The sequence below is a fragment of the Paenibacillus sp. JDR-2 genome (assembly GCF_000023585.1).
In the GTDB taxonomy this organism is placed as follows: Bacteria; Bacillota; Bacilli; order Paenibacillales; family Paenibacillaceae; genus Pristimantibacillus.
This window is the reverse complement of the sequence record NC_012914.1, coordinates 2,213,781-2,236,942: the sequence shown is the minus strand read 5'-3', so window position 1 is coordinate 2,236,942 and position 23,162 is coordinate 2,213,781. Positions and strand designations below refer to the sequence as shown.

Genomic DNA, 23,162 nt, shown 5'->3' with positions numbered 1-23,162 from the left:
CAGTCTTTTTTATTTGAATTAGTAGAAAAGCATTAATTCTGTTAAATATTTTTGTGAGATATTACCTAAACTGGTTCCTTCTTTCGAACCGTTTATATATACTTGAATTATATTTTTCCCTGCCCCTTGCGTGACCAATATCTGTAGGAGGGTACATATGGAGAGGACTTTTTCGATTTCCCGCTATCCCGATGTAAAGGCCGTGACAAGCCAGCTTGACCGGCTCATCGAGCAGCCGATTTATTCGATTAGACCTGAGGCTCTGAAGAAGTATGAAGAGGATTATTTTGAAGCGAAATGCGCGAAATCGAAAGAGATGATAGACGTAGCCAAGGAGATTATTCCCGGCGGCGTCCAGCATAACCTGGCCTTTAACCATCCGTTTCCCCTTGTATTTACGAAAGCCGAAGGCGCCTACCTCTATGATGCCGACGGCAACCGCTATTATGATTTTCTGCAGGCCGGCGGCCCAACGGTGCTCGGAAGCAACCCGCCCGAGGTACGCCAGGAGGTCATCGAGCTGCTGAACGATTGCGGCCCCTCAACCGGACTTTTCCATGAATACGAATATAAGCTAGGCAAAAAAATCGCCGACAGCATCGACTCCGTGGAGATGTTCCGCATGCTGGGCTCCGGCACGGAAGCCTGCATGGCGGCTATCCGCGTGGCGCGTCTGGCAACCAAGAAGAAAAAGATTATCAAGATGGGCGGCGCTTATCATGGCTGGAGCGACCAGCTGGCCTACGGAATCCGCATCCCCGGCTCCAAATGGACGCAAGCGCATGGCGTTCCGCGTTATATCTTCAAGCATACCCAGGAATTTTTCCCGAACGATTTGGAGGATCTCGAACGAAAGCTTCGCTTCAATCAGCTGCGCGGCGGCACGGCAGCCGTCCTGATCGAGCCGGTTGGACCGGAAAGCGGCACCAGGCCGGTTGACCCGGATTTCAATAAAGGAGTGGAGCAGCTCTGCCGCAAATACGGCGCCCTCCTTATTTTCGACGAGGTGGTTACGGCCTTCCGGATCGGGATGTCCGGAGCGCAGGGCTATTACGGGGTATCCCCGGATCTGACGGTCTTCGGCAAAGTCGTTGCCGGCGGTTATCCGGGCGCTGGCGGCCTTGGCGGCAAGAAGGAATATATGAAATACTTGTCCGCGGGCATTGAAGCCGGCAGCAAGCATAAGAAGGCGCTAATCGGCGGTACGATGGCAGCGAATCCCCTCAGCTGCGTAGCCGGCTATTATACGTTATGCGAGATTGAACGGACGAACGCGATCCCGAAATCCGGCCGGATGGCCGACCGGCTGACCGAAGGACTGCAGACTTTAATCGGCAAATACAAGCTGCCGTTTGTGGCTTTTAATCAAGGATCGATCTGCCACCTCGAGACGGTGGGCACGATGCATTTTTCCATCAACTGGTCGAAGCCTTGGCAAATTCCGAAGGTATTGTCGGAGACGTCCAAACGGAAAAGAGAAATGGAGCATATGGGCGCTGCCTACATGGCCGAAGGTATCGTAACTCTGGCAGGCAGCCGTCTTTACACAAGCGGGGCTTATACGGAAGAAATGATTGACGACGTCCTCGTCCGCTTTGATCGTATTTTCGGCAATGTAGCCTTATTGCAGGGATAAGGAGGATGCCCGTGACAGCTATCGAAGAAGCCAAGCAGCGTGTTATTGAAGCCGGAATCAAGCTGATGGAAACCGGTCTTATTGCCCGCACCTGGGGAAATGTAAGCCACCGCATCGAGGGCGGCCGGTTCGTCATTACGCCAAGCGGCCGGGATTACCGCTCGCTTACGCCGGATGATATCGTTACCGTTCAAATCTCCGATTGCAGCTATAGCGGCAATATCAAGCCTTCCTCCGAGAAAGGCGTCCATGCCGAGGTCTATAAACGATTCCCGGACGCCCATTTCGTCATCCATACGCATCAGGAGCACGCTTCCGTTATTAGCGCCTGTAATATGGACGCAGTTCCGATAAACAGCGGCATGCTGGCAGGACAGGTATTATGCGGGGCTTATGCGCTCCCGAGTACCAAGAAACTGCAGCGCAACGTTGCTAAAGCGCTTACTCTCACCTCCAACAAAGCGATTATCATGAAAAACCACGGTGCCGTCTGTTACGGCGGCAACGATACGGAAGCCTTCGAAGCCGCTCTGGAACTGGATCGGGCATGCCGTCAATATATCGATGGTACTTACAAAAGCTTGACTGGCGAGCAAGAAGCCGATGCGGCCGCGTTAAGCCGGTTTGCGCTTGGGCTGGGCTACTCCTCTCCGGGACCTGCATCCCGGATGCTGTATCACAGCAGAAGGACCGAGGATGGTTTCCTGCTGTTTGACGATTCCGGCTCCGAGCTCCTTGTCCGGTATGACGAACTGGATGCCGCCATGCCGGAAGAAGCCTGGGTCTACCAGCAAATCTACCGTACGCATAAGCAGATTAACCATATTCGCTGGAGCGGCATTCCGGAGATTACGGTATTCTCTCAGACCGGGCAGCCGCTGAAGCCGCTGCTTGACGACTTTGCCCAGCTGATCGGCACCTCGGCAAGAAACGCTGCGCTCTCCCCTTCCGAGGTAACCGCCGCTCTCAAAAGCTCCTCAGCCGTGCTGATCCGCGGAATGGGCGCTTTATGCTGCGGCGCTACCTATGATGATGCTCTAGCCGTAGGAATGGTTTTAGAGAAAAACGGCAAGGCCCATATCGGAGCTAAGCTGCTTGGCCAAGTCAAGCCTATTCATTACCTGGAAAGCCTGTTGATGCGATTGGTGTATTTGAAAAAATATTCGAAGCAGGCCTCAGTTACCTCCTAGCCGAAAGGTGGAATTGTTATTAAAAGAATCTTCCTCATGAAATGGATCATTCTTTTATCGATTGTCCCGGTTATCGTATCGACCGAAATGATGTGGCTCTCCCTCGCGCCAATCTCAAGCTTGGCGGAAGACTTTTACGGCGTGGGCAGCATGTCCGTCACGTTATGCTCCATGAGCTTTATGATCATGTTTATCCTATTCTCCATGCCGGCCTCTTGGGTCATAGACAGATGGGGCTACAAAGCATCTCTTCTGATCGGCGCAGGTCTGACTGCCGTATTTAGCTTATTGCGCGCCTTGTATGCGGAGGATTTCACGCTTGTCCTGATCTTTCAGTTCATTCTGGCAATCGGTCAGCCCTTTCTGCTTAATATCGCTACGAAAGTAGCCTCGGACTGGTTCCCGCTTCGGGAGAGATCTACGGCAGCCGGCATTCTGACGCTTGCCCAATATATCGGGTTTATCGTTCCGATGGCGCTTGCTCCAGCAATCGCGGAAGCTTCCGGCATCCCTAACCTATTTATGTGGTTTGCGGTGTTTGCGATTGTTGCCGCTTGTCTAGCCGCTGCGTTTGTACCCGTAAAACCTCCCGCTCCTCTGACCAACACCACCCCACGCCAAGAGGTATTACGCTTCCAATCGATTGGTCTTCTTATCGAGAACAAAAGCTATTTTCTTATCCTGCTCGTCAGCTTTATCTGCATTGGCATCTTCAACACGATTCTTACCCTGTTGGAAACGATTCTTACCCCCCGGGGATTTACATCCGAGGAAGCCGGACTTGTTGGTGCCGTATTTATCGTCGCCGGGATTATAGGCGCGGTTGCTCTTCCGATCCTGTCGGATAAATACCGGATTCGCGCTCCCTTTTTTATTGCGGCCATTACGCTGCTCATTCCTGCTTACCTTGGGCTGACCTTTGCCGAACAGTTCGTTCCGGTAACCGTTATTGCCGGGCTTGCGGGCTTCACCATCATGGGCGTCGCCCCTATCTTGTTCCAGCATGGCTCGGAGCTTGCTTATCCCGTGCGGGAAGGAACTTCGCTTGGGATGATTTTGCTGATGGGCCAGGTTTCCGGCATTGCATTTGTTTATTTGTTTGAAGTCTTGAATGAAGCACTGGACTCTATCGTCTGGCCGATGCTGCTGTTTGTCGTGCTGACGGCCGCTTTGCTTCCCGTATCGTTCCGCATTCCGGAGTCGGCCCACCGGGCCAAGGATGAAGATCCGAATCAGTCCATGTAAAAGGTAAAGGCGGGTGCAGCAAATGAGTGCTTACGTGCTCACTTACGATATAGGAACCTCCGGCGTCAAAACATGTCTTTACCATCTGGCCCCCTCCGTGTCGCTTGTGGCCAGCGCTCTGCACAGCTATGAGCTTACGATTCTGGAAAATGGCGGCGCGGAGCAGGATCCGGCGGACTGGTGGCAGGCATTGCGGACAACAACAAGACAAGTGCTGGAGACGAGCAGCATCCCCGCTTCGCATATTAGCGGAATCTCTTTTTGCGCCCAAATGCAAGGTCTTGTACTAGTTGACGAACAAGGCGAGCCCGTCCGCAAGGCAATGAGCTACATGGATACCCGGGCTTCCGAGGAGCACCGCAAAGGAATTATGCACGGCATTCAAATTGCCGGGGCTAATGTATTCAAGCTGCTTAAGTCGCTTGCGATTACCCGCGCCGTTCCGGCCAGCGTCAAGGATCCCGTCTGGAAATACCGGTGGGTGCAGCGGCATGAACCCGATGTATTCCGCCGCGTTCACAAGTGGCTGGACGTCAAGGAATATCTGCTCTTCAAATGTACGGGCGAATTTGTCATGACCGAGGACACAGCCTACGCGACGCTGCTGTACGACGCAAGAAACAACCGGTTCAGCAAGGAGATGTGCCGGATGTTTGGCGTCCGTAACGAGCATTTTCCGAAGGTGATACCGTCCACGGTAATAGCCGGATTATTAACCGCCGAGGCTGCCGCGGAGCTTGAGCTTACGGAAGGCACGCCCGTATTTGGCGGAGGAGGCGATGCCTCTCTTATCGCCGTGGGAGCCGGTGCGGTTGCGGAAGGCGATACGCATATTTACCTGGGCACTTCCGGCTGGGTATCGACGGTTGTGAACCGGCAGATTATCGATGCGAGCAGCATGATCGCTTCCATCGTAGGAGCAAGGCCGAAGCATTATCATTATTTCTGCGAGCTGGAGACGGCGGGCAAATGCCTGGAATGGGTCAAAAACCATCTGGCCTTGGACGAAATCGGGATCTATTTGGAGAAAAAACAAGTATCCGACTCCCAAGAAACGATGTACCGCAGCCTATACGATTACATGATGCATGCGATCAAAGACGTGCCTGCGGGCAGTAACGGCGTTATCTTTACGCCTTGGCTGCATGGCAACCGCTGTCCGTTTGAGGACGCGCACGCACGGGGCCTGTTTTTCAACATCAGTATTGAAACGGGGAAAACCGAGCTGATTCATGCCGTGCTTGAAGGTATCTGTTACCATCTCAGATGGCAGCTCGAAGCGCAAGATCGGAAGATTAAGACCTCCCGGGCGATCCGTTTTGTCGGAGGCGGCGCGCTTGCCCCGCTCACCTGCCAGATCCTCGCCGATATTTTAGGAAGGACGATCGAGACGGTTGACAGTCCGCAAAATGCCGGTGCCATAGGGGCAGCCATTACCGCGGCTGTTGGACTTGGCATCGTTCCAAATCTGGACGCAGCCAAAACCTTTGTGCAGGTACGCGCCTCCTATACGCCCAATCCCCGGAACAAAGCTATCTATGATACTTATTTTGGGGTATTCAAGTCCTTGTATAGACGAAATAAAAAAGCATTTGGCATCTTAAATAGTCTCAAAGCCGATTCGGATGTTTTTCGTGCCTCGCTATGATACAATACTTGAATTGACGGGCTTTACACATTTAGGAGGCTTTAAGAACAACTATGCTTATTATCGGTATTGCTGGCGGCACCGGTTCGGGGAAAACCTCGGTAGCCCGCTCTGTTATTGAACGGCTTGGCGAAGATAAGGTTACTTTTATCTCGCAAGATAACTATTACAAGGATCATCCGCATCTGAGCTTTGCCCAGCGCGAAGGTCTGAACTATGATCATCCTCTGGTTTTTGACAATGAGCTCTTGATCGAGCATTTGAAGCAGTTGAAATCCGGGCAGACGGCTGAAGCACCGGTCTACGATTTTGCTAACCACTCCCGGTTTAAGGATAAGACGGTTGCGCTCAAACCTTGCAAAATCATCGTTATAGAAGGACTCCATGTATTGTCCGATGAAAATTTGCGTGCGATGCTCGATATTAAGGTGTTTGTGGATACCGATCCGGATGTCCGCATACTCCGCCGCGTGCTGCGGGATATTGAAGAGCGCGGCCGTTCCATTCAATCGATTCACGATCAATATTTGAAGACGGTTAAACCGATGCACGAAGCCTTTATCGAGCCGTCCAAAAAATATGCCGACATCATTATTCCGGAAGGCGGACAGAACGAAGTGGGCATTCAGATGCTGTCCATCCTTATGGAGAAATATTTCTAAACAGACGAAAGGGCTGTCCCGCTTTGGGACAGCCCTTTTCGTTTATCTTTTCCGGTGAAGCTTGATCAAATTACGCTCCAGAACGGTATTACCCGACTGCGGGGAAAACATCTTATTGAGACCAAAGACATTGTTGACCAGGTTGCGGTCTATTACCCGGGAAATACGAACCTCATACTTGAATTGAACTTTAGATACATCGGCATACAAATAAGCGGAGCGATTTGGTCCTACGGTAACGATACAGCGTTTAGTTTGACAAGGATACACCGGCAATGCGACCGGAGCACCACTCGACCAATCAAAGACTTGTACCATTATTTTGCGATCTCCGTACCCGTTCAAGTTAACGGCATCCACTATCGCATAATTGGTATTCGTGTTGCGCCTTAATATCCCCGTTGTATAAATCGCTGCTTTCTTTGCCCGTTTGATTGCCAATCTAACATCCCTCCTGCATTCAGATGCTATAAGAGATGCGGGAGTTAATAGATTGGCGTGGACGAAGAACATTAAACAAGCTTTTGTGCTTGAACATTTTTCCGATAAGACGAGTAATACCAGCCTAGCATTGCAATCGCTATGATTGGGCAAATGAACAGCAGTTGATAGACATGGTTATAAGCATGCTCCAGCGTGATACTGCTCATCTTATGGAGCAAAACTCCGCAAATCGCTACCGACAAGGAACCTCCAAAAAACTGAATAAGCTGCATCATCCCCATGCCGGAGCCAATCAAATGCCTCGGCAGAATGCTGGAGGTCTGGTTGTTAAGCGAAGCCAGCGTTGCCGAGAATGCCGGCGAGAACAGCAAATACCCGCACATGATAACAAAAGGCGAGCTGCCAAGAGCCGTCATAAACAATGCCATTACAACCGTTAAGACAGCTGTCCCGATAAACAGGAACCGGACATTGCCGTACCGGTCCAGCCAGCGTCCGACAAACGGCGTGAGCACCGCCGATAGAATCGCACCCGGAGCAATCAGGAAGCCAATCAGCATCTCCGATTTATGGAATAGATTCGCCAGGACAAGCGGCATCAGGAACAGGTTGCCCAGGTTAATGATAAGCAGGCAGAAGCCTACCACAAGCAGCCGGATATAGCCGGGCTGGCGGAATACTTCCGGATTCACGAAAGTTCCGTTGCCCTGCGCCTTCCGGATATGGAGCACATGTATCACAATCGTAATCACGCTGGCTAGAAGCCAGATGACGGACTGCTGCGTTACCGCAATCAGTAAAGAAGTCGCATTAATAACGGTCCAGGCGGCCCCCCAATAGTCAAAGCTGGCCGGCTGCGGATTTTCCTTCGGCAGCAGCTTCAGCAAGACCGGTAAAATAACCAGCACCAGGCAAGTGACCACAAACAAGCCGTTCCATCCAAAATATTCGCTGATGACGCCGCCTACAATCGGCCCAAGACCAAACGCCATTGCGCTGCCGGCCGCAATCATCGAGATCGCCCGGCCTCTTCGTTCAACCGGGATATAACGGCTTGCCAGAACAAGTCCAAGTCCGGCCATCGTACCTGCTCCTGCCGATTGAAGAATCCGCGCCGTTAGCAGAAGAGCAAAATTATGAGCAAAGATTCCAAGCACCGAAGAAAGTCCTAATATTAGCAGCCCTACCGCTACCAGCCTGCGTATTGGAGCGATGTCCGATAAGCGGCTGTAAATCACCGTTGATAGGGCATATCCAATCGAATAGCTGGATACGATCCATGAGCCAAGATCCGAAGTGATTCCGAGATCATTAATAATACTTGGTACCGAGACGTTAAACATGGTCGTATTCATGACCACGACAAACAAGCCCAGCATCCACACGGGCATTACGATTCTGTCATTCAAGTTGTCCACCTTGTTTCCCTACGAAGTTACTTTACTTTGTTCAGTATAACACAAAAAAAGGCGAAGCAAGGTTTCATCCCCCCGCCGCAAAAAAACGAAGAACGTTAAAACGCTATAAAGCTAAAACATTAGGCATAGCCATTTTATCATTTGCAATTTATAGTAAAGAATATAATGTAATCGATTCCATTAGCAGTAAGGAGGCATGTTATGCCAAAGCTGTTCGTTGCAGAAGAGGAACATCTCAGTCTCAACCATTCAGCTACACCAATGAATGAATTACCGTTTGAAGAAATGAAGCACTTGTTTGACCATCTTACAGATTGTCTTTCGGGAGCCATAGAAGAAGTAAAAAATTTGGAACAGCATTACCTGAACATAATTGCCAATGTTACCTTTGGCCTACCAAAACCAAATGTACATCAGCTCTATTTTTCTTATAAGGAAGCGTTAAAGGCTTTGGAACAGCAATTTAACCAAGGTTCCGAATTGTATCGTAAGCTAAGCTTGAACCCGCAGCGTACGCCAAAGCGGAAGGTGCAGCAGGCATTGGAAGTAATCGAAGCCTCCTATGCCGCTCATGGGATGACTTTGGCCGGAGTCGCCAAGGCGTTGTTTGTATCCAGCACTTATCTCTCCACGTTGTTCAAACAGGAGCTTGGAGTTAACTTCCTCGATTACGTCCATCAATACCGGATCGAGAAAGCCAAAGCGCTTCTGCAGGCCAGCGATATGAAGATCCATTCCGTTGCCAAGGAAGTCGGGTATTATGATGAGGCCCATTTTACAAAGACGTTCAAGAAATGGACCGGCATGCTGCCTTCGCAATACAAGAAGAGAATGGCCGTCATCGGGTAAAGAGACACTCGAATCCGTTTTACGATCACCATTATTTTATAAACTAATTTCTCATTGTAATTACAAAATAGCTACATTGGATTTCTCGCAGCATAACGCGCGATTTAAACTTGGAATTCGACCTGCGTTGGATTCTATGCTAAATGGAGCCAATCCAATGTAGCCATAAATTCCTTCCTTTTTAGCCAATTTTACTGTAGAAAATCCAGCATACGCGAAATGAAACAAAGGCTGTCCCAAAAGTCATCTAAATGAATGACTACTTTTGGAACAGCCCTTAACTCTCATACACTCGTTAACTGATGACGCTGACGATAAGCGAGCGGTGTCATCCCCATCTTCTTCTTGAACACCTGGAACAGGTAGTTCGTATTCGTAAAGCCATGGTTGACCGCGATGGACTCCACCGTATTCGAGGTCTCGACCAGTTCTTCGCAAATACGCTGCAGCCGGAAATCCTCCAAATAGCTGCTGAAGGAGCTTACCCCGTACCGGTGAAAGACGCGCTGCAGCTGTCTTGTACTGATCTGGATCCGGTCCGCAACTTCCTGCAGGGTTAGCGGTCTTGCGTAATTATCGTAAATATACTGCTGCGCCATCTCGAAGCGATGCGCTTGAATATCCCGCGCTGGAAGCATCTGCTGGCCATCCCGGTCAACGGTCGCTTTGGCGGCGCGCAGCAATATTTGAATCAAAGACTGGCGGATTGTCGTATAAGCCCCAAGCTCGCCGGATCGCCAAGCCATGTAAGCCTGAAGGAAGCATGTCATGGCATCATGCTGATCCATAAACGGCCGAAGCGGAAAATCGGTCAGCGCCTGAATACAGGCTTCCGACTCTTTATTTTCCCACTCCGAGCCCCATTCTTCCCTTTCCTCTCCGCCTGGAAGACGCGTGATATCCACATGCAGACACAGCTCTTCCATGCCGGACCGGTTATCTGCCGTTTGCTGATGCACAACGCCAGGACCCGTCAAATAAAACATGCCGCTGTTCAGCTTGTAAATATGGTCAATCAAGGTGACCGTTCCTTTGCCGCGCGGCACGAAGTGGAATTCAAACTCCGAATGCTTATGGAATTTGATCAGCTGGCCGGGTTTAAAGGTGGTCAGATGCCATTTGAGCACCCTGATTCCGTAACGACCCCATCTGAAATGCAGATCAAGCCGTTCAAGCGCGTCCATCTTTTCTTTCATAATGGCATAAGGATACGGTCTTGCGCTAACCTTGCTGTCGGTCTCCACGATCTGCTCCCGTTCATCCATGCCAGTCATTGTATTAGCGGATTTCTTCAATACGTACAGCCCGCTTCTCAGCAACCGAGCGGTTAGATGCTTCCATCAGCGCCGTCAGATCCTGTGCCATGCGGATGTTCTCTGCTGCAACCGTATTATTTTGGATATGGTCAGCCCATTGCTCGAATGCCTTAATGCGGCCGCTTGCCTTATCCGCTTCCGTCCACTCCGATTCCCCGTTCTTATTGCTGCGGACAAGAACGCGGTCCTCAGGCGTACCGTACAAGAGCGAGCCTTCCGTGCCGTGGATCTCGATCGTGAATGGCGAATGGGCATTCACAAAGCCCGCTTCCACGATACCGATAGCGCCGCCAGCCGTCGTGAGAATGGAAACCGCGTTATCCTCTACGTCTTTGCCTGTTACGTAACCGTACGAAGCTTGAACCTGAACCGGCATTTCGCCAAGGAAAAGTCTAGTCAAATACATCGGATGGCAGCCCAGGTCAATCAGAGCGCCGCCGCCGCATTGCTCCAGGCTGTAGAAATGCTCCGGAAGCCAGTTTGCGATTGCGCCGTTATGGGACAAGCGGACGCGCGTCAAGGTAACTTTGCCCAGAATGCCGGATTCCAGCACGTTCTGAATGGAAGGCGTATACCAGTCGTTAAGTCTTGGCAGCGATACGGTCAGCTTAACGCCCGCTTCTTCCACTGCCGCCAGAATCTCGTTAACTTCTTTCGTTGTAAGCGCCAACACTTTTTCCGTAAAGATATGCTTGCCGGCTTGCGCGGCTTTTACCATAACCTCGCGGTGAATATTGGAAGGCGCGTCCACGATAACTCCGTCAATATCTTCGCGTGCAAGAAGCTCATCCAGATTAGAGAAGAAAGGAACGCCTAACTTGGAAGCCGCTTCCTCGCCTCTAGCCGGAATTTCGTCCCATACCGCTACGATTTCCGTATCCGGATGCGCTTGCGCCTCTCTCGTGTAATCCCATGCATGAACATGCCAATAGCTTAACATTGCGACTCTAATCATATAACTTCCACTCCTCAGACCGATTATTTTGGATAACTTCATATTTACGACTTATTTCTAAGGTAGCATACCATTTACCAAAGTAAAACTAGAACATAAAGACATTCTGACTCTAATTATACGACACAGACAAGAACTTTTTTATAGCCTTATTGACTCTAAATATCGGTCAAACCTATAGTAAGGGCATAAACAACTTTTTTCTATAAATCCATTTAAACGGAGGCTGGACATGAGTAAATTACTAAAGGTTGGTATCATCGGCTGCGGCGGTATCGCTAATGGCAAGCATCTTCCTGCACTCAGCAAGAACAAGAATGTTGAAATCGTTGCCTTTTGCGACGTTGTAGTGGAACGCGCTGAAGAAGCATCTCAAAAATACGGCGCTGAAGGCTCGAAAGTATACGCGGATTACCGCGAGCTGATTGCCGATCCTTCGATCGATGTTGTACATGTATTAACGCCTAATGACTCGCACTCCTTTATTACGATAGATTCCCTTGAAGCCGGCAAGCATGTTATGTGCGAAAAGCCAATGGCTAAAACGGCTGCTGAAGCGAGAGCTATGCTGGATGCCGCGAAACGCACAGGCAAAAAACTGACAATCGGTTACAACAACCGTTTCCGTCCGGACAGCCAAGTCCTCAAAAAGGTTTGCGAGCAAGGCGAGCTTGGTGAAATCTACTATGCTCGTGCTCATGCTATCCGCCGCCGCGCGGTTCCAACATGGGGCGTATTCCTCGACGAAGAGAAACAAGGCGGCGGACCGCTTATCGATATCGGTACTCACGCGCTTGACCTGACGCTGTGGATGATGGACAACTACAAGCCGGTTTCCGTAACAGGCTCCGTATTCCATAAGCTGGGCTCGAAAGAAAATGCCGCTAACGCTTGGGGCCCATGGGATCCCGCGAAATTTACGGTAGAAGATTCCGCAGTAGGCTTTATCAAAATGGAGAACGGTGCAACAATTACGCTTGAAGCAAGCTGGGCGCTGAATACGCTTGATATCGACGAAGCAAAATGTACGCTTTGCGGTACGGAAGGCGGAGCGGACATGAAGAACGGTCTTCGCATCAATGGTGAAGAGAACAGCCGTTTGTTCGTTAAGGAAATCGACCTTTCCGCTGGCGGCGTGGCGTTCTATGACGGCGCTTCGGAGCGCGATATCGACGTGGAATGCGCAGCTTGGATCAGCGCAATCCAAAACGATACGGATCTGGTAGTTAAAGCAGAGCAGGCTCTTGTCGTAACCGAGATTTTGGAAGCGATTTACGAATCCGCCCGCACTGGCGAGACGGTATACCTCAATCGCGAAAAAGTAGCGAAATAAATAAAAAAACGGTTGTGCCTGTTTTTAACAAGCACAACCGTTTTTTTATACATTGTGAAGCTTATCCGGGTTGCGGACGATAAATATACGGTGAAGAACCTCTTCTCGCTGCTCAAGAAATACGACCGAATCGACGATTCCTTCTTGACGGAATACGAAGGCTGGTTCCCCGTTCAGCGGTTTTAGCTCTACCGTCATATGGCTCGTAATCTGGGATTTGCGGAAAATGCCCAGCAGGAACTGCGCCACGCGCTCCCTTGTTTCGATTGGCCGGACAGCCGCCGATGCTTTGCCTCCTCCGTCGGATACAAGCACGGCATCTTCCGCAAGCATGGACAGCACGATGTCTACCTCGCCTTCGGATAAGGCTGCTACAAACCGGTTAATCCATGCCTGCTCGATTGTACCGCCAGTCAGCAGCTCTTCTTCCGTTAACCCCATCTTCGCTCTCGCCCGGCTCATCAGCTTGCGGCAGTTTTGCTCGCTTTTCCCCGTTAATTCGGCAATAGCGGGATAATCGAACCCCAGCGCTTCGCGCAGAACAAATACGGCCCGTTCCGAAGGAGACAGCCTTTCGAGCAGCGCAAGCATGGCGTAGGACAGCAGGTCATGGCGGACTACTTCCTCCAGACCGTCATCGTAGTATTGTGCTATCGGCTCCGGCAGCCACGGACCGACATATTGCTCCCGGCGTACTCTTGCCGAACGAAGATGATCCAGGCAGCGATTCGTTATCATTTTGCACAAATACGCTTTGGGCTCATGCAGCTTTTCCGGGTTCATATTCTGCACCTTGAGGAATACGTCCTGAACCGCATCCTCCGCATCGGCAGCAGAGCCGGTTAACTGATAAGCAAGGCTAAACAACAACCCTTTATAACGTTCGTACAGCTCAATCATATGACGTCTCCTTATGATTTCAGCATACTCGCATAATCCCAGACGAAGCGTTTGATTTTATAAGATAAACTTCCCGAAATGATTATATCAAGCCCCCATTTGCGCGTCCATGTCATTCCCCGTCCCGGACCAAGTCCAATCGTAAAACCATCCATCACCTGTTTATGGCGGGGAGCCTGGCTGCCGTTTTTATCCGCCGCAATGATTTTGCCTAATCGCTGAGCCTGCGGAATCGCCTCTTTACAGGTCATTCGGGCGGCTTCCCCATTATCCGGGTCCACGATAAACGCGCAGTCCCCAATGGCATACACGCCACGGGCATCCTTCACGCGATAGCATTCGTCCACGATAAGCCTGCCGTCCTTCGTTACCGGCAGACCGAAGCTGCGAATGGCCGGATTTGGAACAAGTCCAAGTGTCCATACCGTAAGGCTAACCTGCAGAGCTCCACCGCTTGAGAGCAATAGACTGCCATTCTCCTCGCGTACCGCTTTGCTGCGATGATGCACGGATACGCCGCATTTCGCCAGCTCCTCCTCCAGCTTGCGGCTTGCCTTCACCGATCCTTCCTGAAACAAACGGTCCTGGGCATTCAACAGATGAACCCGGATTTCTTCGGGGTTAAGTCCCTGCCTGGCAGCTTCTTCTCTCATGGCGTACGCTAACTCCGATGCTGTCTCAATGCCGGTTATTCCCGCTCCGGCAACGGCTGCCGTGAGCAGGCGACGGTGTTCCCCCGCGTTGTTTTCCACCCTTGCAGCCTGCATATTATAGCTCCACGCTTCCCTGATTCGGACAGCCGACTCCATACCCGTAAGGGCAATGCCTCCAAGCGCGGACTCCGTCTCGCGGGCAACGCTGCCAATCGCAACAACCAACGTGTCGTAGGCGAGCCGTACGAATTTGCCTTCCGCATCCTCATACTCGAGCACCTTTGCATCCGCATCTACATGCCGTGCTTTTCCTTGCACGTGTTCGGCCGTTTCCGGCAAAATTTGCTGCCAGGGCACCGTGATCGGGTCAGCCCCTACCGCCGGCTTGAACAAGAGCACCTTGCGCAGATGATAAGAATTCGGATCCAATAATAGAAGGCGAAGCTTCCGTCCTTCCGCATGAGCGCCATACTGCTTCCAAACCGCTTTTACCGCATGAATTCCCGCATACCCGCCGCCAGCGACAACCACAGTCCATTCTTTCATAGATGATCTCTCCTTTTTGTTCTTTTGCAAATAGAACGTGGAGAGCTCTTTATTTGTGACAGCAGATATTTCAATTTCTAAAAATAATTAAAACTATTTCTTCGGCTAGGAATTAGCACAAAGTTAACGTTGACGTAAAGATTAATGTGACGGTACGATGGGTTCGTTTGCTGATTCTGTTTCAAGAGACTAAACCATTTTATGTAAAGAGAGGGATAACGCCAATTATGTCTTCAACTGCTAAAGCAGCAGCTACCGCGGCTCCGCTTAAACCCGCCGGGTCCATGTTCAACCAGCCGATCGCCGTATGGGCGATAGCATTCGCTAGTATTATTGCCTTTATGGGTCTTGGCCTGGTTGACCCGATTCTGCCGATGATGAAGGATCAGCTTCACGCGTCGGACAGTGATCTTACTCTTCTATTTACGAGCTATAATGCCGTCATGGCCGTTGCCATGTTAGTAACCGGCGTCCTTTCCTCTAAGCTTGGCACAAAAAAAATGCTGCTCACCGGCATCGTCCTTATCGCCATCTTTTCCGCGCTTGCCGGAAGCGTTGACAATGTTATGTCCATCGTATGGCTGCGCGCCGGCTGGGGTCTCGGCAATGCGTTTTTTGTAGCAACCGCGCTGTCTGCCATTGTTTCCTTGTCCCGCGTTGGCGTTGCCAAATCTATTATTTTGTTTGAGGTTGCCATAGGCCTTGGCATTTCCGTTGGTCCGCTGCTTGGCGGCGAGCTAGGCGCCATCTCTTGGCGCAGTCCGTTCTACGGCGTTGCCTGCCTCATGATTGTAGCGTTCTGCCTGATCACCTTCATGATGCCGAAGCCAAAGACTCCTTCGGTTACAGCGGTGAAAAAGAAAGCTTCCATTCTCGATCCGTTCCGTGCCTTGAAGCATCGCGCCCTTCTGATCTTTGGCCTTTCCGCGGCGCTGTACAACTTCGGGTTCTTCACCCTTCTCGTGTATGCCGCGCTGGTTCTTGGCCATCTGCATCATCTGGATGTTCACGGACTTGGCTATGTCTTTCTAGGCTGGGGTCTCCTGCTGGCATTCACTTCCGTCTTTATGGCTCCTAAGCTGCAAAGGCGTTCGGGCACAATCAAATCGATGTGCATCCAGCTTGTTCTTTTCGCTTGCACCTTGTTTGCGATGGGCTACTGGACAACGGAAAAAGCGGTCGTCATCTGCATGGTTATTCTTGCGGGTGCCTTCCTCGGAAACAATAATACTCTTATCACGACGGCCGTTATGAACGCCGCTCCGGTCGAACGTCCAACCGCATCCGCGGCTTACAGCTTCCTTCGGTTCATCGGCGGCGCGCTTGCTCCGTATTACGCGGTCAAATTCGCCGAGTGGTTCGATTTCCAGGCCCCGTTCTATATCGGCGGCGGCTTCGTTATCCTGGCCGTTATCCTCATTGCGTTGAACCATAAACATCTAAAGCATGTCGACCATGCCGAAGCGCATTGAGAAGATAAAGATTTAGAACAAGCTGACCCGATTTTATCAGGGTCGGCTTGTTTTTTTTCTTGATTGGAAACATTATAGAGATAAGCAAACTTTGGAAAGAAGGTCACCTCATGAAAAAAATCGTCCTGATCCGCCATGGACAAAGCGTATGGAATGTCGAGAACCGGTTCACGGGCTGGACTGATGTAGACCTGTCAACGCAAGGTCTGGATGAAGCCAGGGAAGCCGGAAGCATCCTGAAAAAACACGGCTACGTCTTCGACATCGCCTATACCTCCGTCTTGAAACGCGCCATCCGCACCTTATGGATTATCCTTCACGAGATGGATCTATTATGGATACCGGAGCATAAAAGCTGGATGTTGAATGAGCGGCATTACGGCGCTCTCCAAGGGCTGGACAAAGCGGAAACCGCCGCCAAATACGGAGAGGACCAGGTGCATCTATGGCGCAGATCGGTTGACGTCCGCCCTCCGGCACTCGACTCGACCGATCCGAGATACGCAGCTGCCGACCCTCGTTACCTCGGACTCAAGGAAGGCGAATTTCCGTTAACGGAAAACTTGGAAGACACGGAGGCAAGGGTTCTGAAGTATTGGAATGCGGAAATAGCTCCCGCCATTTCCTCCGGAAGCCAGGTTATTATAGCCGCCCACGGGAACACGCTGCGGGCACTGGTCAAATATTTGGACCAAATACCGCCGGACGGCATTGCAGACTTGAATATCCCTACCGGCATTCCGCTTGTGTATGAGCTGGATGATGAACTGAAGCCGGTCCGCCATTACTATCTCGGCTGGGAAGGACCCTATCCGAACGGCCAGATTCCTACGCATATCATGCCTTCGACAAAATAAGTCGTTGCATTCCCGTAGTCCATCTTCTACAATAGAATCCAATATTGCGTATAACCTCGGCAATACGGGCCGGGGGTTTCTACCGGGAACCGTAAACTCCCGATTACCAGCATGCTTCTTTCGGCATCGGCGGTAATCGGGAGTTTTTTTAATTTATATGCTTTCAACGCAAGAATTGCTTCATTCGGCGTAAGCGCCGATAATATCACAATTCTTTTAAGGAGAGAATATCCGGCATGAATATAAAAGACAAACTCACCAAACGAATCGACGTAGCAGCCAAACGCGCTGCGGCAGATCTTATTATCCGAAACGGCAAAATTGTAAATGTGTTTACAGGCAGCATTATGTCCGGCGATATCGCAATCGCGGACGGCATGATTGCAGGAATCGGCGACTACACGGACGGTTTGGAAGTGATTGACGCCGCTGGGAAATGGATCATTCCCGGCTTGATTGACGGCCATGTGCATATTGAGAGCTCGATGCTGACGCCGCGGGAATTCGCTAAAGTTGTTCTGCAGCATGGGGTCACCGCCGTTGTGACCGACCCGCATGAAATGGCTAATGTAATGGGCAGCAAAGGGATTCAATATATGCTTGATCAATCCGAAGGACTTCCCCTCGACATTTACGTCAATCTGCCGTCCTGCGTGCCTTCCACCCCTTTCGAGACGAGTGGTGCAACTCTAGAAGCGGAAGAGCTTCGCCCGTTCTACGCGCATCCCAAAGTTCTTGGCCTGGCTGAAGTGATGGACTTCCCCGCTCTTGCTGCCGCAAGTCCCGGCATGATCAGCAAATTGGCTGACGCGAATGAGCTTGCTGCGCATATCGACGGTCACGCCGCCGGCATTGACCGAGAACAGCTCAATCTCTATATGGCCGCGGGCATCCGCACGGATCATGAAGCTATTGACGCGGAGGAAGCAAGGCACCGTCTCGAGCTTGGCATGTATCTGATGATCCGGGAAGGAACCGTCGCCAAGGACCTGGAAGCGCTCCTTCCTGCCGTTAACGCCGGAAATAGCCGAAGATGCCTGTTTGTGACCGACGATAAACTTATTGACGATCTGCTGGAGGAAGGAAGCGTCGACCACAGCATCCGTCTGGCCGTGAGCAAAGGGCTTGATCCGGTTACCGCCATCCAGATGGCGACACTGAACGCCGCCGAATGCTTTGGTCTGCGCCAGCAAGGCGCGATTGCTCCCGGCTATAAGGCTGATTTTGTTATCGTTGATAATTTGGAAAAGCTGACGATCCGGCAAGTATTTAAGGAAGGCGTAAGCGTATTTAGCAACGGGGAGCTTGCGGAGGAAGCCTTCACCGCTAGTGCTGCGCAAGCTTTGCCGGAGACTATGCGTTCCTCCGATATAACAACCGGAATGGAGCCGCTTCGGCCGAATGCTCTTGAGCTTCCGCTCGCTTCGGATAGCTGCAATGTTATCGGAATTATTCCGAACTCTCTTGTGACCCGGCATTTGAAAGAACAAGTTTCAAGAGACCGGGAGCTGCGGTTCATTTCTTCGACAGCACGCGACCAGCTTAAGCTTGCCGTCGTTGAACGTCATCACCGGACCGGCAATATCGGGCTTGCGGTTGTCAAAGGATTTGGCTTCCGCAAAGGCGCGATCGTATCGTCGGTAGCCCATGATTCGCACAATATCATCTGCGCCGGAGTAACCGACGAAGACATGCTGCTTGCTATCGGTCATGTGGCTGCGATGAACGGCGGGCTTGCGGTTGTGGCGGACGGTGAAGTTCTTGCTTCCTTGTCCTTGCCTGTCGGCGGCCTTTTGTCCGAACAACGTTATGGCGAAGTGAATCGACAGATGCATAGCTTATATGGCGCGCTTCGTACGATCGGGGCCCCTGATACGTTTAATCCATTCCTGACGTTATCCTTCCTGGCTCTCCCGGTCATCCCTGAGCTCAAAATAACGGACAAAGGCTTGTTCGAATTTGCGTCAAACCGTCATATCGGAGTTCAAGCCTGATAGCGACATGTCTCCTCTGCTTGCTATAATAAGGTAAGGCTAATGCATACGTAGCATGAATAAGCGCATATAGCCTGCAGCACAGCCCTTATTTGCGAATATTCATTTTAAGAGGAGCGAAAATAGATGACTCGTTGGGTAGATCAATATATCCGGAATGAAGAAGAACAAGCCCGGGTATTGCAAGTAGATAAACTGGCGGCATGTTTCGCGGAGAGATCATCCCGGCATGACCGTGAAGGTTCGTTTCCGTTTAATAATTTCGCGGATTTGCGCGAGGCGGGATATTTGAGGCTTACGGTTCCCAAAGTATACGGCGGAGAAGAAATCTCTCTCTATGAGATGGTTATGCTGCAGGAAAGATTAGCTTATGGCGACGGTTCTACCGCGCTTGCGGTTGGCTGGCATATGGGACAGATGCTGCATCTGCGCACTTCCCGAAAATGGCAGGAGCCTGTCTTTGCTGACCTCTGCGCGGCCGTCGTAAAAGACGGAGCAATGATTAACACCTTCGCAAGCGAAGCAGCTACCGGCAGTCCAAGCAGGGGCGGCAAGCCCGAAACAACCGCAACAGCCGTCCAAGGAGGATGGCTTATATCCGGGCGCAAAACCTTCAGCACTTTGTCCCCCATCCTCGAACGGTTTGTCGTAACCGCTTATATTCCGGAAGAGGACAGCGTTAGCGATTTCATGGTGAGCCGGGACGAACGAGTCTCCATTATCGAAACGTGGGATACGCTTGGCATGCGCGCGACCGGAAGCCACGATGTTGTGCTCGATCAAGTTTTTATTTCCGCCGATCACCGGCTTACCGGCAAAGGGACGGATGACGGAGGCGGATGGCTGCTGCATATTCCTGCCTGTTATCTTGGCATTGCGCTAGCCGCAAGAGATTATGCCCTGTCGTTCGCTAACTCCTACAAACCCGGCCAGATGGACAAACCGATCTCGTCTATTCCTTCCGTCCAGCATTCGATCGGCCAGATGGAGCTTGAGCTTCGAACCGCCCATACCATGCTGTATTCGATTGCGGAACGGTGGGACCGTGAAACGGAAAACAGGCCAGCTTTGAAAGCTGACCTGGGTCTCGCGAAATACGTGGCAACCAATAACGCCATAAAGATTGTTGATCTGGCCATGCGGATCGTTGGCGGCACCAGCTTATCCCGTCAGCTTCCGCTCGAGCGTTATTACAGGGATGTTCGGGCCGGACTGCATAATCCGCCGATGGACAATGTCGTCATTCAAAACCTGGCTGCAACGGCTTTAAGCGAATTTGAATAACATTCCTCATGAGGCGCTAGAACAATTCGGCATTGCCGAGTTTGAGCGCCTCTTTGTTTCCTTTGATGAAATATTCATGCTCCCCGAAACGGCTCATCGCCTGCCGGTCAGGCAGCCATACCCATTCATCGATTTCCGTCTGGCAGCGGTGTGCGCGGAACGCCGCAAGCTTCGCTTTTTTATAGCGGCTTACGTCAATCCGGGTAATCTCCTCTTGGGTATAACCGTAAGCCTCCGGATAGGCCAGCGAATCTCCGAACGAAATGAAATACAAGGCTTTCGCAAGTCCCGTGCGGGCAAGCGCTTCAATCGTAGCTTTGCCAATCGCGCAATGATCCGGATGCCCTCCCCATTTCTCATGAAAGGTAAGAATAGCATCGGGATCAACTTCCCGTATCAATCCGGCTATACGGTCAGCCAATTGATCCGGATCGGCAAACTCCACCGTTTTATCGCGAATATCGAAGAAATGCAGATGCTTGACCCCTAGACATTCGCATGCTTCCCGAAGCTCCTGTTCACGGGCTGCGGCCATCGTCTCGCGGTTCAAATAAGGCGGATTGCCCATTCGTCTGCCCATCTCGCCTCTTGTTGCGCTGACTAACGTAATCTCCACTCCGCTGTCGGCATACTTCGCTAACGTACCGCCGCAAATAAAAGACTCGTCATCCGGATGGGCAAATACGGCGAGAAGTTTTCTTGGTTCTGTACTCATTCAGCAAACGGCTCCTTTCCGAGATGCAGCGCAACATTCATCCGTCCTCTGTCATCGTAGCCTGCCAGCAGCAGGCGTCCTTCAGTATCATGCTCGTAATGCGTGAGCGCTTCCATTCGCAGCCAGCCGATTTGATCAAAGCGCAAAGCGATCCGGAACGGCCCCTCTCCGGCTGCAAAAGCCTGCGTCAGCTTGACCTTGAAATTACGTACAAAAACATAAGACGTTGCTTCGCTATGGACGTAAATCTCTTCCCCTGTAAATTTTTGCAGCAAATCCTCTACTTCTAATGGATTTATTGGATTCATGATTGCATCTCCCCGGACTCTTCCTTCGATTCCCGCTTCAGCCTTTCCAGACAAGCTTGGCATACGCAGGCTTTTCCCATTAATTCGGATGGAATCTGTTCAAACACCTTTTGCGGAAAAACCTCCTTGCTGCACCAACAGTCCCCGGCCGGCCGGCCTTGCTCATTGCCGCACTGATTGTTCCCCTTGCAGATTGGACATTCGCTTGCCTTCATCTTGTTTCCCTCTCTCCTTATGAGAAAACCTCTATCGTAAAAAAGACTATCCGAGCGTTCCTCCCAAGCTGGAGCAGCGGATAGTCATGATTCACATTATTAGCCTTGTGGCTTCGGCTCCGTACTGATCTGCCATTTGATGCCGAATTTGTCTTCTACCCGGCCAAACAGCGTACCCCAAAATTGCTTCTCCAGCGGCATGATCACCCGGCCGCCTTCCGATAGGTTGGCATAGGCTTGCCGCGCTTCCTCGTCTGTTTTGAATTCGAGGTTCAAATCAAAGCTCGCACTGTGTCCCGGAGGCTCGTGCATCGTATCGGCAATATAGAAGGTAACACCTGCAGCTTGAAAAACCATATGTATGATTTTGTCCTTCATCGACTCATCCGTACCCGGAGCTTGACCGTACGTCATTTGATCGATGACTTCACCGCCTAGAGCCTGCATGTAAAATCCGGCTTGCGTTTTCGCGTCTTCGGAGTAAAAATACGGTGTCAGCTTTGCCATTTGACTACACACGTCCTTTGTCGATAATGATCTTGCCCACTTATTCTAACCCACAAATGGTTGTTTTTCGAGCAGGTTTTTTGAAAGCATAAAAAATTAAAAAAGCCGTACGGGTCGAAGCCCCTACGGCTTAATTCATTTGCAGTTTTTACAACGCCCTCACGGGCTCCTTCTCGCTAAGGGTTCTGAGGTAGTTGGCGATGACCCTGGCCAGCTGCTCGGGAGCTTCGACCAGACTCATATGAGCGACGCCTTCGAAGGTATTCTCCTGAATATGCGGGTATTCGTAAGTCGACTTTGGTGTCTCCTTATCGTTTACGGAGAACGTATCATCCGGAGAGACGACCTCATCCTCCGCCCCGGCTACCAGCAGAATCGGGTAACATGCTTCATGCAGCATGGCGCTGCGGTCCGGTCTCATCATCATGCCTTCAAGCGTATGAATAGCTCCCTTTGCAGACATTTTGAGTCCGGCCTCTTTAACCTTTTCCACCTCATCAGGCATATCTTGCCTCTTGGATTCCTTAAACAGCTTCGGAATCAGGTCGTGTACGTATGGCTCGATCCCTTCCTTCTGAATGAAGGAAATATCCTGATACCTTTTCCTCTTCACTTCTTCCGTGTCCGGCAGAGCGGTGGAATGAATCAGTCCGAAACCGGCCAGCTTGTCAGGGTATTTATCAGCAAGGGCCAGCGTTACATAGCCGCCAAGAGAATGACCAAATACAACGGTTTTATCAATTCCAAGCTTTTCGATCAATGCATTTATATCATCGGCCATCACTTCCATCGTATACACATTGTCTGGTACCGATGTTTCGCCATGACCCCGCAGCTGCGGCATGATTACACGGTAATGATCGGTTAGCAGCGGACAAACATTATGCCAATAATGGGACGATCCGCAAAAACCGTGAAGCAGAATAATCGCTTTTTCGTTTTCCTGACCACATTCTTCGTATACCATATCGATGCCATTGACATTCACCTTATGCTTATCCATCGATCCCACATC

The 23,162-nt window shown here is 51.0% G+C and carries 22 protein-coding genes and 1 riboswitch; of the genes, 11 read left to right on the top strand and 11 right to left on the bottom strand.

Going from position 1 to position 23,162, the window contains the following annotated elements:
• Positions 1–157: 157 nt before the first annotated feature.
• From PJDR2_RS09725 to udk, 5 genes are read left to right on the top strand one after another with little or no spacing between them, the layout of a single operon-like run.
• Complete coding sequence (locus PJDR2_RS09725; protein WP_015843493.1) at positions 158–1,636, top strand: aspartate aminotransferase family protein; 1,479 nt, start codon at positions 158–160, stop codon at positions 1,634–1,636.
• Between the two features lie 11 nt (positions 1,637–1,647).
• A complete protein-coding gene (locus PJDR2_RS31850; protein WP_015843492.1) occupies positions 1,648–2,826 on the top strand; it encodes a class II aldolase/adducin family protein in 1,179 nt (392 codons plus the stop codon).
• A 36-nt stretch (positions 2,827–2,862) separates the two neighbouring features.
• The gene (locus PJDR2_RS09715; protein ID WP_015843491.1) at positions 2,863–4,071 is read left to right on the top strand and encodes an MFS transporter; all 1,209 of its coding nucleotides are present in this window, start codon (positions 2,863–2,865) and stop codon (positions 4,069–4,071) included.
• A 22-nt stretch (positions 4,072–4,093) separates the two neighbouring features.
• Positions 4,094–5,719: a xylulokinase gene (locus tag PJDR2_RS09710; protein WP_015843490.1), complete on the top strand. Its 1,626-nt coding sequence runs from the start codon at positions 4,094–4,096 to the stop codon at positions 5,717–5,719.
• A 53-nt stretch (positions 5,720–5,772) separates the two neighbouring features.
• Positions 5,773–6,381, top strand: a complete 609-nt coding sequence (gene udk, locus PJDR2_RS09705; protein WP_015843489.1) for a uridine kinase — start codon at positions 5,773–5,775, stop codon at positions 6,379–6,381.
• Positions 6,382–6,423: 42 nt separating this feature from the next.
• Here the strand turns inward: udk and PJDR2_RS09700 are convergent, their stop codons facing one another.
• Together PJDR2_RS09700 and PJDR2_RS09695 are read right to left on the bottom strand one after the other, a co-directional pair.
• Positions 6,424–6,822 (bottom strand): hypothetical protein, encoded by a 399-nt coding sequence (locus PJDR2_RS09700; RefSeq protein WP_015843488.1) that lies wholly within the window; start codon positions 6,820–6,822, stop codon positions 6,424–6,426.
• Positions 6,823–6,893: 71 nt separating this feature from the next.
• On the bottom strand, positions 6,894–8,243 hold the full coding sequence (locus PJDR2_RS09695; protein ID WP_416202258.1) for an MFS transporter: 1,350 nt from the start codon (positions 8,241–8,243) through the stop codon (positions 6,894–6,896).
• A gap of 201 nt (positions 8,244–8,444) precedes the next feature.
• On the opposite strand from PJDR2_RS09695, the gene PJDR2_RS31845 reads away from it, so the two are divergent.
• Positions 8,445–9,092, top strand: a complete 648-nt coding sequence (locus tag PJDR2_RS31845; protein WP_015843486.1) for a helix-turn-helix domain-containing protein — start codon at positions 8,445–8,447, stop codon at positions 9,090–9,092.
• A gap of 284 nt (positions 9,093–9,376) precedes the next feature.
• Here the strand turns inward: PJDR2_RS31845 and PJDR2_RS09685 are convergent, their stop codons facing one another.
• On the bottom strand, positions 9,377–10,387 hold the full coding sequence (locus tag PJDR2_RS09685; protein ID WP_265525122.1) for an AraC family transcriptional regulator: 1,011 nt from the start codon (positions 10,385–10,387) through the stop codon (positions 9,377–9,379).
• Positions 10,371–11,363 (bottom strand): Gfo/Idh/MocA family protein, encoded by a 993-nt coding sequence (locus PJDR2_RS09680; RefSeq protein ID WP_015843484.1) that lies wholly within the window; start codon positions 11,361–11,363, stop codon positions 10,371–10,373. Before PJDR2_RS09680 ends, PJDR2_RS09685 begins: the two co-directional genes overlap by 17 nt.
• A 232-nt stretch (positions 11,364–11,595) precedes the next feature.
• Between PJDR2_RS09680 and PJDR2_RS09675 the strand changes: the two genes are divergently transcribed.
• Complete coding sequence (locus PJDR2_RS09675) at positions 11,596–12,696, top strand: Gfo/Idh/MocA family protein (protein WP_015843483.1); 1,101 nt, start codon at positions 11,596–11,598, stop codon at positions 12,694–12,696.
• 45 nt (positions 12,697–12,741) lie between these two features.
• On the opposite strand, the gene PJDR2_RS09670 is transcribed toward PJDR2_RS09675, so the two are convergent.
• Both PJDR2_RS09670 and PJDR2_RS09665 read right to left on the bottom strand, forming a co-directional pair.
• Entirely contained in the window at positions 12,742–13,596 is an 855-nt protein-coding gene (locus PJDR2_RS09670; RefSeq protein WP_015843482.1) for an RNA polymerase sigma-70 factor, read from the bottom strand.
• A gap of 11 nt (positions 13,597–13,607) precedes the next feature.
• Complete coding sequence (locus tag PJDR2_RS09665; protein WP_015843481.1) at positions 13,608–14,795, bottom strand: NAD(P)/FAD-dependent oxidoreductase; 1,188 nt, start codon at positions 14,793–14,795, stop codon at positions 13,608–13,610.
• 227 nt (positions 14,796–15,022) lie between these two features.
• On the opposite strand from PJDR2_RS09665, the gene PJDR2_RS09660 reads away from it, so the two are divergent.
• The 4 genes from PJDR2_RS09660 (at position 15,023) to PJDR2_RS09645 (ending at position 20,402) form a co-directional block, all read left to right on the top strand.
• Positions 15,023–16,267 (top strand): MFS transporter, encoded by a 1,245-nt coding sequence (locus PJDR2_RS09660; RefSeq protein WP_015843480.1) that lies wholly within the window; start codon positions 15,023–15,025, stop codon positions 16,265–16,267.
• A gap of 110 nt (positions 16,268–16,377) precedes the next feature.
• Positions 16,378–17,124 carry a 2,3-diphosphoglycerate-dependent phosphoglycerate mutase gene (gene gpmA, locus PJDR2_RS09655; RefSeq protein ID WP_015843479.1) on the top strand — a complete coding sequence of 249 codons (747 nt, stop codon included), beginning with the start codon at positions 16,378–16,380 and terminating at the stop codon, positions 17,122–17,124.
• A gap of 28 nt (positions 17,125–17,152) precedes the next feature.
• A riboswitch (purine riboswitch) is annotated at positions 17,153–17,250 on the top strand.
• Positions 17,251–17,360: 110 nt separating this feature from the next.
• Positions 17,361–19,118, top strand: coding sequence for an adenine deaminase (gene ade / locus PJDR2_RS09650; protein ID WP_015843478.1), 1,758 nt, complete (start codon positions 17,361–17,363; stop codon positions 19,116–19,118).
• A 126-nt stretch (positions 19,119–19,244) separates the two neighbouring features.
• Entirely contained in the window at positions 19,245–20,402 is a 1,158-nt protein-coding gene (locus PJDR2_RS09645; protein ID WP_015843477.1) for an acyl-CoA dehydrogenase family protein, read from the top strand.
• Positions 20,403–20,418: 16 nt separating this feature from the next.
• On the opposite strand, the gene PJDR2_RS09640 is transcribed toward PJDR2_RS09645, so the two are convergent.
• The 5 genes from PJDR2_RS09640 to PJDR2_RS09620 form a co-directional block, all read right to left on the bottom strand.
• A complete protein-coding gene (locus tag PJDR2_RS09640) occupies positions 20,419–21,117 on the bottom strand; it encodes a PIG-L family deacetylase (protein ID WP_015843476.1) in 699 nt (232 codons plus the stop codon).
• On the bottom strand, positions 21,114–21,425 hold the full coding sequence (locus tag PJDR2_RS09635) for a DUF1806 family protein (RefSeq protein WP_015843475.1): 312 nt from the start codon (positions 21,423–21,425) through the stop codon (positions 21,114–21,116). Before PJDR2_RS09635 ends, PJDR2_RS09640 begins: the two co-directional genes overlap by 4 nt.
• Positions 21,422–21,640 carry a cysteine-rich CWC family protein gene (locus tag PJDR2_RS09630; RefSeq protein ID WP_015843474.1) on the bottom strand — a complete coding sequence of 73 codons (219 nt, stop codon included), beginning with the start codon at positions 21,638–21,640 and terminating at the stop codon, positions 21,422–21,424. Before PJDR2_RS09630 ends, PJDR2_RS09635 begins: the two co-directional genes overlap by 4 nt.
• A 99-nt stretch (positions 21,641–21,739) precedes the next feature.
• A complete protein-coding gene (locus PJDR2_RS09625; protein ID WP_015843473.1) occupies positions 21,740–22,147 on the bottom strand; it encodes a VOC family protein in 408 nt (135 codons plus the stop codon).
• Between the two features lie 148 nt (positions 22,148–22,295).
• The gene (locus tag PJDR2_RS09620; protein ID WP_015843472.1) at positions 22,296–23,150 is read right to left on the bottom strand and encodes an alpha/beta fold hydrolase; all 855 of its coding nucleotides are present in this window, start codon (positions 23,148–23,150) and stop codon (positions 22,296–22,298) included.
• Positions 23,151–23,162: the final 12 nt, after the last annotated feature.

What these genes read in the sequence shown, in the direction of transcription:
- gpmA (WP_015843479.1), top strand. Translation starts at nt 16,378, where the DNA reads ATGAAAAAAATCGTCCTGATCCGCCATGGACAAAGCGTATGGAATGTC.
- PJDR2_RS09635 (WP_015843475.1), bottom strand. Translation starts at nt 21,425, where the DNA reads ATGAATCCAATAAATCCATTAGAAGTAGAGGATTTGCTGCAAAAATTT.
- PJDR2_RS09625 (WP_015843473.1), bottom strand. Translation starts at nt 22,147, where the DNA reads ATGGCAAAGCTGACACCGTATTTTTACTCCGAAGACGCGAAAACGCAA.
- PJDR2_RS09640 (WP_015843476.1), bottom strand. Translation starts at nt 21,117, where the DNA reads ATGAGTACAGAACCAAGAAAACTTCTCGCCGTATTTGCCCATCCGGAT.
- PJDR2_RS09665 (WP_015843481.1), bottom strand. Translation starts at nt 14,795, where the DNA reads ATGAAAGAATGGACTGTGGTTGTCGCTGGCGGCGGGTATGCGGGAATT.
- PJDR2_RS09715 (WP_015843491.1), top strand. Translation starts at nt 2,863, where the DNA reads ATGAAATGGATCATTCTTTTATCGATTGTCCCGGTTATCGTATCGACC.
- PJDR2_RS09630 (WP_015843474.1), bottom strand. Translation starts at nt 21,640, where the DNA reads ATGAAGGCAAGCGAATGTCCAATCTGCAAGGGGAACAATCAGTGCGGC.
- PJDR2_RS09680 (WP_015843484.1), bottom strand. Translation starts at nt 11,363, where the DNA reads ATGATTAGAGTCGCAATGTTAAGCTATTGGCATGTTCATGCATGGGAT.
- PJDR2_RS09670 (WP_015843482.1), bottom strand. Translation starts at nt 13,596, where the DNA reads ATGATTGAGCTGTACGAACGTTATAAAGGGTTGTTGTTTAGCCTTGCT.
- PJDR2_RS09660 (WP_015843480.1), top strand. Translation starts at nt 15,023, where the DNA reads ATGTCTTCAACTGCTAAAGCAGCAGCTACCGCGGCTCCGCTTAAACCC.
- PJDR2_RS09710 (WP_015843490.1), top strand. Translation starts at nt 4,094, where the DNA reads ATGAGTGCTTACGTGCTCACTTACGATATAGGAACCTCCGGCGTCAAA.
- ade (WP_015843478.1), top strand. Translation starts at nt 17,361, where the DNA reads ATGAATATAAAAGACAAACTCACCAAACGAATCGACGTAGCAGCCAAA.
- PJDR2_RS09725 (WP_015843493.1), top strand. Translation starts at nt 158, where the DNA reads ATGGAGAGGACTTTTTCGATTTCCCGCTATCCCGATGTAAAGGCCGTG.
- PJDR2_RS09675 (WP_015843483.1), top strand. Translation starts at nt 11,596, where the DNA reads ATGAGTAAATTACTAAAGGTTGGTATCATCGGCTGCGGCGGTATCGCT.
- PJDR2_RS31845 (WP_015843486.1), top strand. Translation starts at nt 8,445, where the DNA reads ATGCCAAAGCTGTTCGTTGCAGAAGAGGAACATCTCAGTCTCAACCAT.
- PJDR2_RS09620 (WP_015843472.1), bottom strand. Translation starts at nt 23,150, where the DNA reads ATGGATAAGCATAAGGTGAATGTCAATGGCATCGATATGGTATACGAA.
- PJDR2_RS09645 (WP_015843477.1), top strand. Translation starts at nt 19,245, where the DNA reads ATGACTCGTTGGGTAGATCAATATATCCGGAATGAAGAAGAACAAGCC.
- udk (WP_015843489.1), top strand. Translation starts at nt 5,773, where the DNA reads ATGCTTATTATCGGTATTGCTGGCGGCACCGGTTCGGGGAAAACCTCG.